We start from the raw sequence: 11,235 nt of genomic DNA on the forward strand, positions 1-11,235 counted from the left end.
ATCCACGAGTGGCTCGAGGTGCGTCCGTTCCTGGCCGAGCCGCCTACCATCACGGAGTGACGCTCGAATTGAACGAGGTTCTGCTCCGGAGCCTCACGCCGAGCGTGCTCGGGATCCTCGTCCGCCGCGGTGCCGACTTCGCGGCGGCCGAGGACGCCGTGCAGGACGCGCTCGTCGAGGCGGTCCGGGTCTGGCCGGCCGACCCGCCTCGGGATCTGAGGGGCTGGCTGGTCACCGTCGCCTGGCGTCGGTTCCTCGACGGGACCCGGGCGGACGCCGCCCGCCGCCGGCGCGAGGACCTCGTCGACGGGGAGCCGGTGCCCGGGCCGACGTCTGCGGTGGACGACACGCTCCGGCTCTATTTCCTGTGCGCGCATCCGTTGCTGTCGGCGTCGTCCGCGGTCGCGCTCACGCTGCGCGCCGTCGGTGGGCTGACCACCCGCCAGATCGCCCGGGCCTACCTGGTACCGGAGGCGACGATGGCGCAGCGCATCAGTCGGGCCAAGCGCACGGTCGCCGGCGTGCGGTTCGACCAGCCCGGCGACGTCGCCACCGTGCTGCGCGTCCTCTACCTGGTCTTCAACGAGGGTTACTCCGGCGACGTCGACCTCGCCGCCGAGGCCATCCGGCTCACCCGGCAGCTCGCCGCCGCGATCGACCACCCCGAGGTGGCGGGGCTGCTCGCCCTCATGTTGCTCCACCACGCCCGGCGGACCGCCCGGACCGCGCCCGACGGCAGCCTCGTGCCGCTCGCCGAGCAGGACCGGGGCCGGTGGGACACCGAGGCGATCGCCGAGGGCGTCGGGATTCTGCAGGCGGCCCTCGCCCGCGACCGGCTGGGCGAGTTCCAGGCCCAGGCCGCCATCGCGGCGCTCCACGCCGATGCGCCCGCCGCCGAGGAGACTGACTGGGTGCAGATCGTCGAGTGGTACGACGAACTCCTGCGCCTGACCGACAGCCCGGTCGTCCGCCTCAACCGCGCGGTGGCCGTCGCCGAGGCCGACGGGCCGCGCGCCGGCCTGGCGGCGCTCGCGCCGCTGGACGACCTGCTGCCCCGCCACGCCGCGGTGGCGGCGTACCTGCACGAGCGCGACGGCGACCTGGCGACGGCGGCACGGCTGTACGCCGAGGCGGCCCAGAAGGCACCCAACCTCGCCGAGCGCGCCCACCTGACGTGCCAGGCGGCCCGGCTCAACGCCCGTCGGCGGCGCTGACTGGTCGTGCGCGAATCTCCTCGTTCCACGTCCGTTAACGGAGTGCCTGAATGCCTGCGGCCGTTTCGGCTCAGGGGTTGACAGAGCAATTGTGATCGCTAACCATTACCTTTCGGGATTGGTTCTTTCCAACTTGATTGGGTTCTGGAACTCATGGGCACGGCCGGTGGTTGTTCGAACGAAACCCACCCCCAGCACCCGATGCGGGTGGCCACCTGGCGGAGAGCGGGATTCTGTGCTCCGGGCGAGCGCCGTAGGACCGGTGCCCCGAGTAACCTCCGAGGAATTTCGGAGCGGCGGCCGCCGGTAGTTCCCATCGCGACTTACACCATTCAATCCCGCTACTCGCGTCGGCCCCGGCCGGTTTCCATCTGCTGGGACGGTGGTGGGTAACAAAGCGGAAACAATCTCTTGTGAGCCCCACAGTGTTAGCGATAACATCTGCTCGCTTGTCAGCACACCGAGCGTGACTACGGGACGTAAAAACGCCACCCGGCGCGGGACTGCGCCGGGTGGATCTTGAGGAGGAGACCAGATGGTGAGGAACAAGCGATTCCATTGGCTACTGAGTCTCGCCAGCGCAGGGGTTTTGGTACTCGGCCTGTCGGGCTGTTCCGGCGATGGTGGAGGCGAGACGGGTGACGACGGCGGACCGACCAAGATCGGTTTCGTGGCGGTCGGTCCGGAGGGTGCGTGGCGGCAGGCCAACGAGGCCAACATGCAGGAAACCTTCACCAAGGAGGCCGGCTTCGAGCTGAAGTACGCCCCAGCCACCAACCTGGACCAGAAGTCGCAGATCGACGCCTTCACGTCGTTCGTCGACGAGGGCGTGGACGTCATCCTGTTGTCGGCGACGGAGGGCTCGGGCTGGGAGGACTCGCTCAAGCGTGCCCAGGAGGCCGAGATTCCGGTCATCCTGATCGACCGCGGCATCGAGCCCGACACCACCAGCCTCTACGTCACCCGCATCGCACCGGACAACCTGCAGGTCAGCAAGTCGGTCGCCGGTTGGGCCACGGAGACCTTCCCGCAGGGGGCGAACTACTTCGTGCTCGAGGGGCCGGCCGGCGTCTCGGTCGTCAACGAGCGCAACCGTGGCTGGAACGAGACGATCGGCGCGAAGCCCGAGTTCAAGAAGCTCGGCGCGCAGACGGCCAACTGGTCGACGGAGGAGGCGAAGAGCGTCTTCGAGACGGTGCTCAAGTCGAACAACAACAAGGTTCAGCTCGTCTTCGCGCAGAACGACGAGATGGGCCTCGGCGCTGTCCTCGCGGTCGAGGAGGCCGGCCTGGTGCCCGGGAAGGACGTGAAGATCGCCACGATCGACGGCACGAAGAACGCCCTTGAGGCGCTGGCCGCCAACAAGCTCAGCTTCGTCGCGGAGTACAACCCGCTGTTCGGTGAGACTGCGCTGGACGTCGTGAAGAAGGTTCTCGCAGGCGAGAAGGTCGAGTCGTACATCGTCGTTCCGAGCCAGACGTTCAACTCGCCGGAGGCGGCCAAGACGGCGCTTCCGCAGCGGAAGTTCTAGTCCGCAGAGTCGATCGGATCGATCTGGCCAGGCGGTGCGGGGCCCCTCCGAAAGGAAGGGCCCCGCACCGGGTGACACCACCACTGCGAGTCCATCGTGGTGGTCGCAGGCGGCAGGCGCGAGGTAGGGGAAATGACAGAACCATCACCCATTGTCGAAATGCAGGGAATCTCCATCGCGTTCCCCGGCGTGAAGGCACTCGACAACGTTGACTTCCGCCTCTTCCCGGGCGAGGTCCACACCCTGATGGGTGAGAACGGGGCGGGTAAGTCCACTCTCATCAAGGCGCTGACGGGTGTCTATCAGATCGATTCCGGTTCCGTTCTCATCGGGGGACAGGAACAGCACATCCACGGCACCGCCGAAGCCCAGTCGGCGGGTATTTCAACCGTGTACCAGGAGGTGAACCTCTGCACGAACCTGACGATCGGTGAAAACGTCATGCTCGGGCACGAGGTGCGCGGCTGGAGCGGCGTGAACTGGCGGGCCACCCACAGGGCGGCGACGGAAGCGCTGGCCAAACTGGGGCTCGGGCATCTCGACACCCGGCGACCTCTCTCCAGCATTTCCCTGGCCCTCCAACAGCTCGTGGCGATCAGCCGCGCGATGGTCACCGACTCCAAGGTGCTCATTCTCGACGAGCCGACGTCGAGCCTCGACGCGAACGAGGTCGACGGGCTGTTCCAGGTGATGCGGGGGTTGCGTGACCAGGGTGTCGCGATCCTCTTCGTGTCACATTTCCTCGACCAGGTGTACGCGATCAGTGATCGCCTGACGGTGCTGCGGAACGGCAAGTACGAAGGCGAGTACCTGACGCGCGAGCTGGACCGCACCGCGCTGATCTCGAAGATGATCGGCAAGGACCTCGAGGTGCTGAAGTCCCTCGGCTCCAACCGCCAGGCCGAGGAGCGCGACCGGACCGTAACTCCCCTGGTGAAGGCGACCGGGATCGGTCGGGCGGGTTCGGTCGAGCCCACGGATCTGGACCTGCACCGCGGGGAGATCGTCGGGTTTGCGGGGCTGCTCGGGTCGGGTCGGACCGAGCTCGCCCGGCTGCTCTACGGTGCGGACCGGCCGGACAGCGGCGAGGTGGAGATCGAAGGAAAGAAGACCGAGATCCACACTCCGGTCGACGGTCTCGACCACCACATCGCGTTCTCCACCGAGAACCGCCGGGATGAAGGCATCGTCGGCGATCTCTCGGTCCGGGAGAACCTCATCCTGGCCGTCCAGGCCAAGCGCGGGTGGGCGCGGCCGCTGTCGCGCCGCGATCAGGACGCGATCGTCGGCAAGTACATGACCGCGCTGAACGTGCGTCCCGCCGATCCCGACCGGCCGGTGAAGAACCTCTCCGGCGGCAATCAGCAGAAGGTGCTGCTCGGTCGCTGGCTCGCGACGAACCCGGAACTGCTGATCCTGGACGAGCCGACGCGCGGGATCGACGTGGGCGCCAAGGCGGAGATTCAGCAGAGCGTCGCGGAACTCGCCGAGGGCGGGGTGGCCGTCGTGTTCATCTCCTCCGAACTGGAGGAGGTGGTTCGGCTGAGCGAGCGCATCGTCGTGCTGAAGGACCATCGCAAGATCGGCGAGATCGTCAACGGGCCCGATGTCACCGCCCAGGAGGTCGTCGACATCATCGCCGCGCACGGTACGGAAGCCGCGCTCGAAAGCGACATCATCGACCCGGAGGGGAAGGACTGAACCGCGTGAGTACGACAGAGAGGCGGACCGTCGGAGGTCTGCGGGTCCTGATGCGGCGACAGTTCTTCTGGGGGATCATCGCTATCCTGCTGCTGCTCCTGGTGAACGTCCTCAAGGATCCGTCCTTCCTTTCGGTGTCGGTCAACTCGACCAACGGCAATCTCGTCGGCAACCTCGTCGACATCCTGCGGGCGTCGGCCCCGATCCTGATGATCGCGGTTGGCATGTCGCTGGTCGTCGCGACGGGTGGGATCGACCTGTCGGTCGGCTCGATCATGGTCGTCGCCGGTGCGGTCTCCATGGAGTTCCTCAAGGCGAACGGGCAATCCGGCGGCGTCGCGCTCGGCGCGCTGGGCGCGGCCCTGGCGGTGAGCGCGCTGCTGGGTGTCGTCAACGGCATCCTGGTCTCGGTGGTGGGGCTTCAGCCGTTCATCTCCACCCTCGTCATGATGCTCGCCGGTCGCGGGCTGGCGAAGGTGATCACCTCGGGGCAGAACACCGCCGCCTCGAACGGGCCGTTCCGATGGATCGCCAACGGGTACGTGATCGGGCTGCCGGTCGTGGTGCTGCTTGCCGTCGTGGTGGTGCTGCTCGTCGCCCTCGTCGTCCGCCGCAGCGCGCTCGGTCTGATGATCGAGGCGATCGGCGTGAATCCGAAGGCCAGCCGAATGGCGGGGATCAAACCGCGTGGCCTGCTGATCACGGTGTACGCCCTCAGCGCGCTCCTGGCCGGCATCGCCGGTGTCTTCGCGACGGCGAGCGTCATGACCGTCGACGTCTCCCGGACCGGCTACCAGCTCGAGTTGGATGCGATTCTCGCCGTGGTGATCGGCGGTGCGTCCCTGGCGGGTGGCAAGTTCTCCATGGGCGGCGCGGTCGTCGGTGCCCTGCTGATCGCGACGCTGGACAAGACGATCGTGTTCCTCGGAGTCTCCTCGTCGGCGACGCCGGCCTTCAAGGCGGCGGTCATCATCGTGCTGTGCCTGCTCCAGTCCGAACGCGTACGAAACCTGTTCACGCAGCGCCGCGCGGCGAGAGCCCGTGCGCCGAAGGAGAGTGTGACCGCATGACCAGCACGCTCGTCACCGGCCCCTCCGGGGCAGGCACGAAGTCGCGGGCCGCTCGGCTGGTCGATACCGCGGCGCGGACCTGGCGGACGAATCTTGCCGCCCTGCCGACCCTCGCGGCGGTGGTGATCTTCATTGCCATGATCGTCTATGGCGAGGCCGCCTATGGCCGCATCCTGCAGTACAACACGATATCGAACCTGCTCATCAACAACGCCCATCTGGTGATCATCGCGGTGGGCATGACGTTCGTCATCCTGACCGGCGGAATCGACCTGTCCGTGGGCGCGGTGATCGCGTTCTCCAGCGTCGCCGGCCTGATGCTGGCCAACGCCGGATGGCCCGCGTGGGTCGTGATCGCGCTGATGATCGGATTCGGCACCGCCTTCGGCGTCGCGTCCGGAGTGCTGATCCAGTTCTTCAACGTGCAGCCGTTCATCGCGACGCTCGCGATGATGTTCCTCGCCCGCGGTCTCGCCTCGACGCTGAGCACCAAGCCCGAGCGGCTCTCGGACGAATCGCCCGTCAGGTCGCTGGCCACCAAGTTCAAGGTCATCGACGGTGAGCGGGTAAACGACCTGGTGCTCACGCCGGGCGTGCTGATCGCGGTCCTCGTCATCGCCGTCGGGTTCTTCGTGCTCCACCGGACCCGGACCGGCCGCACGGTGTACGCGATCGGTGGCTCCGAGCCCTCCGCCGCGCTGATGGGCCTACCGGTGGTACGCACCAAGCTCTGGGTGTACGCGATCAGCGGCACACTCGCCGGCCTGGCCGCCGTCGTGTACACGGCGCGGTTGGGTATCGCCCAGAACATCACCGGCATCGGCTGGGAACTGGACGCGATCGCGGCCGTCGTGATCGGCGGCACGCTGCTGACCGGCGGCGCGGGGTACGTGCTCGGCGCAGTGGTCGGCGCGCTCGTGCTCGGCCTGATGAACGTCCTGATCACCCGGGACGGCGGGATCAGACCCGAGGCTACGACCATCATCACCGGTGGCATCCTGCTTGTCTTCGTGCTGTTGCAGCGAGCACTCACGGCGCGTAAACGCGAGTGACGACAGGAACGTTGGGACCGGATCGGGAATCGTCGACGAAGGTGTGCAAGGTGAAAACACGAAGTGGTGGTCCGGAGCGATACGTGGTCGGTGTCGACTACGGCACCCTGTCCGGCCGGGCGATCGTCGTCCGCGTCTCGGACGGCGCGGAACTGGGCACGGCCGTGCACGAGTACGAGCACGGCGTCATGGACGAGGTCCTCACCGCAGCACCGCCCGCCGCGGGGCGGGTGCGGCTCGGGCCGGACTGGGCGTTGCAGGCCCCGCAGGACTACGTCGAGGTACTCAGGACCGCGGTGCCGGCCGCGGTCGCGGCCGCCGGAGTCGATCCCGCCGACGTGATCGGTATCGGCACGGACTTCACGGCCTGCACGATGGTGCCGACGCTCGCCGACGGGACGCCGCTGAGCGAGCTGCCCGAGTTCGCCGCGCGCCCGCACGCCTACGTCAAGCTGTGGAAACACCATGCCGCGCAGCCCCACGCCGATCGGATAAACGCCCTCGCGCGGGACCGGGACGAGCCGTGGATGGCGCGTTACGGCGGTCTCATCTCCAGCGAGTGGGAGTTCGCGAAGGGACTGCAGCTGCTGGAGGAGGACCCCGAGGTCTACTCGCGGATGGAGCATTGGGTCGAGGCGGCCGACTGGATCGTCTGGCAGCTCACCGACAGGTACGTGCGCAACGCCTGCACCGCCGGCTACAAGGGGATCTACCAGAACGGCAGCTACCCGGGCCGGGAGTTCCTGGCGGCGCTCCACCCCGAGTTCGCGGGTTTCGCCGACGACAAGGTCGCCCACGAGATCGGGCAACTGGGGGACGTCGCCGGCAGCCTGAGCGCCCGGGCGGCGGCCTGGACCGGGCTGCCCGAGGGCATCGCGGTGGCGGTCGGCAACGTCGACGCGCACGTCACCGCGCCGGCCGCGCAGGCCGTCGAGCCCGGCCAACTGGTCGCGATCATGGGGACCTCGACCTGCCACGTGATGAGCCATGACCGCCTCGTCGAGGTTCCGGGGATGTGTGGCGTCGTCGATGGTGGAATCGTTCCGGGCCTGTACGGCTACGAGGCCGGCCAGTCCGGGGTCGGCGACATCTTCGCGTGGTACGTGCACAACCAGGTGCCCGGACGCCTCCACGACGAGGCCGCCGCCGCCGGGCGCAGCATCCACCAGCATCTGACGGAGCTGGCCTACGCGGAGCCCGTCGGCAGCCACGGTCTGGTGGCGCTCGACTGGCATTCGGGCAACCGTTCGGTGCTCGTCGACCACGAGTTGTCGGGTGTGATCGTGGGACAGACCCTCGCGACCCGAGCCGAACAGGGTTACCGGGCGCTGCTGGAGGCGACCGCGTTCGGGACTCGAACGATCGTCGAGACGTTCGCCGCCGCGGGTGTGCCCGTGACGGAGTTCATCGTCGCCGGCGGGCTGCTGCGGAATCCGCAGCTCATGCAGACGTACGCGGACGTGCTGCGCCTGCCGATCTCGACGATCGCGAGTGAGCAGGGTCCCGCGCTCGGTTCGGCGATCCACGCGGCGGTCGCCGCGGGGGCGTACCCCGACATCCGTGCCGCCGCCGCCGCGATGGGCGCGGTCGACCGCGCGGTCTATCTTCCGAACGAGGCGGACGCGGCAGCGTACGACGAGCTCTATGCCGAGTACCTCACCCTGCACGACTACTTCGGCCGGGGCGCGAACGGGGCCATGAAGCGGCTGCGCGCCCGTCGACGAGCAGCGTCGGAGACCGCCGACCGGCCCGAGAACGTCGCCGGGCCCGTGGAAAGAATCGATGACACGAGGATGGTGCACCAGTGAGCGGGCCTTTCAGCCAGGACGTGCAGTCGGCGATCGATGCCACCCGGGTGGCCGTGGCGCAGCTGCACGGGGAGCTGACGCGGAACGGGCTTGTCGTCTGGACCGGCGGTAACGTGTCGGGCCGGGTTCCCGGTGCCGACCTGTTCGTCATCAAGCCCTCCGGCGTCTCGTATGCCGCGCTGACTCCCGAGAACATGATCCTTTGCGATCTCGCCGGTGAGGTCGTCCCGGGCACTCCCGGCAGCGAACGGGCACCGTCGAGCGACACGGCGGCGCACGCCTACGTGTACCGCCACATGCCCGAGGTGGGCGGCGTCGTGCACACGCACTCCACCTACGCCGTGGCGTGGGCGGCGCGCGGCGAGGAGATCCCCTGCGTGATCACCGCGATGGCCGACGAGTTCGGCGGACCCGTCCCGGTCGGGCCGTTCGCCATCATCGGTGACGACTCGATCGGCCGCGGCATTGTCGAGACCCTCACGGGTCACCGCTCGCGGGCCGTACTCATGCAGAACCACGGGCCGTTCACGATCGGCGCGACACCGACGGACGCCGTGAAGGCCGCCGTCATGGTCGAGGATGTCGCGCGCACCGTGCAGATCGCCCGCGACGGCGGTTCTCTTCTTCCGATTCCGCAGGAGGCGATCGACCGCCTCTACGACCGCTACCAGAACGTGTACGGACAGGCCGACGACGCTCGCCGCGCCACCCCGGCCCCGGACGCCTCCGCACAGGAAGAGATGTACGCATGACCCGCGCCCCACTCGCCACGACCTTCGAGCCGTACGAGGTGTGGTTCCTGACCGGGAGCCAGGACCTGTACGGCGAGGAGACCCTCCGCCAGGTCACCGAGCAGTCGCGGGCGATCGCCGAGGAACTCGGCGCCGGGGTGCCGGTCCGCGTCGTGTGGAAGCCCGTCCTGACGAGTTCCGACGCCATCCGACGCCTCGCGCTCGAGGTGAACGCCGCCGAGGGTGTCGTCGGCGTTCTCGCCTGGATGCACACGTTCAGCCCCGCGAAGATGTGGATCGCGGGTCTCGACGCGCTGCGGAAGCCGATTCTGCACCTGCACACCCAGGCGAACGTCGAGCTGCCCTGGGCCGACATCGACTTCGACTTCATGAATCTGAACCAGGCCGCGCACGGCGACCGCGAGTTCGGTTACATCCAGACGCGGCTCGGCACGGCCCGGAAGACGGTCGTCGGCCACGTCTCGAACCGGCTGGTCGTCCGGCAGGTCGAGGACTGGCAGCGGGCCGCCGCAGGCTGGGCGGCGGCTCGTACCCTCAGGCTCGCCCGGTTCGGCGACAACATGCGCTACGTCGCCGTCACCGAGGGCGACAAGGTGGAGGCCGAGCTGCGCTTCGGCGTGCAGGTCAACACCTGGGGCGTCAACGAACTGGCGGACGCCGTGGACGCGGTGACCGACGCCGACATCGACCCTCTGGTCGCGGAGTACGAGGATTCGTACGACGTCGCCGCGGAACTTCGGTCCGGCGGTGAGCGCCACGGTTCGCTGCGTTACAGCGCCGCGATCGAACTCGGGTTGCGCTCGTTCCTGGAGGGGGGCGGCTTCGGCGCGTTCACCACGAGCTTCGAGGACCTGGGCGCACTTCGGCAGTTGCCGGGACTCGCGGTGCAGCGTCTGATGGCCGACGGCTACGGATTCGGCGCGGAGGGCGACTGGAAGACCGCGATCCTGGTCCGCGTCGCGAACGTGATGGGCACCGGCCTTCCCGGTGGCGCGAGCCTGATGGAGGACTACACCTACGACCTGGTGCCCGGTGCGGAGCGGATCCTCGGCGCCCACATGCTCGAGGTCTCGCCGTCGCTCACGACGTCGACGCCACGCCTGGAGATCCACCCGCTCGGCATCGGCGGCAAGGAGGACCCGGTCCGTCTGGTTTTCACGGCCGATCCGGGCCCCGCGCTCGTCGTCGCGATGAGCGACATGCGGGACCGCTTCCGGCTCGTCGCCAACGTCGTCGAGAACGTCCAGGCGCCCGATCTGCCGAAGCTCCCGGTCGGCCGTGCCGTGTGGCGTCCCCAGCCCGACTTCGCGACGTCGGCGGCGTGCTGGCTCGCCGCCGGCGCCGCCCACCACACGGTGATGACGACCGCCGTCGGGATCGACGTCTTCCGTGACTTCGCCGAGATCGCGAAGACCGAACTGGTCGTCATCGACGAGGACACGACCGTCCGGGACTTCCAGAAGGAGCTCCGATGGAACCAGGCCTACTACCGGCTGAGCCAGGGACTATGAGCGCGGCTGCAACGCGCGCCGTATCGCCGGCGCGTATCGACCGGCTTTTCGCCCACCGCTGACGGGAGGTACGGGCGGCACGATTGTTTGCGTTATCAACGCATCGGGACCCATTCCTTCCGACCATGGCCGGCTTACCACCGGCCGATACGCTCCCTGCATTGCCGGCGTGCTCGCGGAGCGCCGAAACGACTGCTCCGTGCCGTACCTCCCGCACGTTCCCTCGTCAAGCCGGATGTCGTCGCCGCGTGGTCCAGCCCCGCCACGTGGCGCACCGGCGCGCCCTGACGCAGATGTTTCGCGGATGTTCCCGGCGGGTCTCATCTAGATCTTGACAAGGCGTGTTAGCGATAACATGATCAAATTCCACGTCACAATCGTGTCTGGAGCCCGCAATGTTCGTGTCGGCCCGCCCTCGCGTCCCCGCCCCGCGCTCCGCCCCAGGGCCAGTCGGCCTCGGCGCTGTTTTCCAGATTCTCGTTGCCACGCTCAGACGCGTTCGAACTCCGTTGACTCTCAACGGGCTCGGGCGCCTGCGCGGCGTCTCGCTCGCAACGATCGGTGCGCTCCTGTGTGCCGGTCTCGTCCTCCCGGGA

Annotated in this window: 8 protein-coding genes; all 8 read left to right on the top strand. The window is 68.2% G+C overall.

All coding sequences use genetic code 11. The features are described from left to right. The first annotated feature begins 68 nt into the window (after positions 1-68). Positions 69-1,214: an RNA polymerase sigma factor gene (locus I0C86_RS34750; RefSeq protein ID WP_196205557.1), complete on the top strand. Its 1,146-nt coding sequence runs from the start codon at positions 69-71 to the stop codon at positions 1,212-1,214. 535 nt (positions 1,215-1,749) lie between these two features. Continuing rightward, on the top strand, positions 1,750-2,745 hold the full coding sequence (locus I0C86_RS34755) for an ABC transporter substrate-binding protein (protein WP_196205552.1): 996 nt from the start codon (positions 1,750-1,752) through the stop codon (positions 2,743-2,745). A gap of 96 nt (positions 2,746-2,841) precedes the next feature. After that, positions 2,842-4,446, top strand: coding sequence for a sugar ABC transporter ATP-binding protein (locus I0C86_RS34760; protein ID WP_323374030.1), 1,605 nt, complete (start codon positions 2,842-2,844; stop codon positions 4,444-4,446). Between the two features lie 5 nt (positions 4,447-4,451). Continuing rightward, the gene (locus tag I0C86_RS34765; RefSeq protein ID WP_323374031.1) at positions 4,452-5,516 is read left to right on the top strand and encodes an ABC transporter permease; all 1,065 of its coding nucleotides are present in this window, start codon (positions 4,452-4,454) and stop codon (positions 5,514-5,516) included. Further along, positions 5,513-6,568, top strand: coding sequence for an ABC transporter permease subunit (locus tag I0C86_RS34770; RefSeq protein ID WP_196205553.1), 1,056 nt, complete (start codon positions 5,513-5,515; stop codon positions 6,566-6,568). The genes I0C86_RS34765 and I0C86_RS34770 overlap by 4 nt, the downstream gene beginning before the upstream one ends. A gap of 50 nt (positions 6,569-6,618) precedes the next feature. Beyond that, a complete protein-coding gene (gene araB, locus I0C86_RS34775) occupies positions 6,619-8,376 on the top strand; it encodes a ribulokinase (RefSeq protein WP_196205554.1) in 1,758 nt (585 codons plus the stop codon). Then, positions 8,373-9,128 (top strand): L-ribulose-5-phosphate 4-epimerase, encoded by a 756-nt coding sequence (locus tag I0C86_RS34780; RefSeq protein ID WP_196205555.1) that lies wholly within the window; start codon positions 8,373-8,375, stop codon positions 9,126-9,128. Before araB ends, I0C86_RS34780 begins: the two co-directional genes overlap by 4 nt. Further along, positions 9,125-10,639 (top strand): L-arabinose isomerase, encoded by a 1,515-nt coding sequence (araA, locus tag I0C86_RS34785; protein WP_196205556.1) that lies wholly within the window; start codon positions 9,125-9,127, stop codon positions 10,637-10,639. Before I0C86_RS34780 ends, araA begins: the two co-directional genes overlap by 4 nt. Positions 10,640-11,235 lie beyond the last annotated feature (596 nt).

The organism is Plantactinospora alkalitolerans (genome assembly GCF_015690345.1).
GTDB lineage: Bacteria > Actinomycetota > Actinomycetes > Mycobacteriales > Micromonosporaceae > Plantactinospora > Plantactinospora alkalitolerans.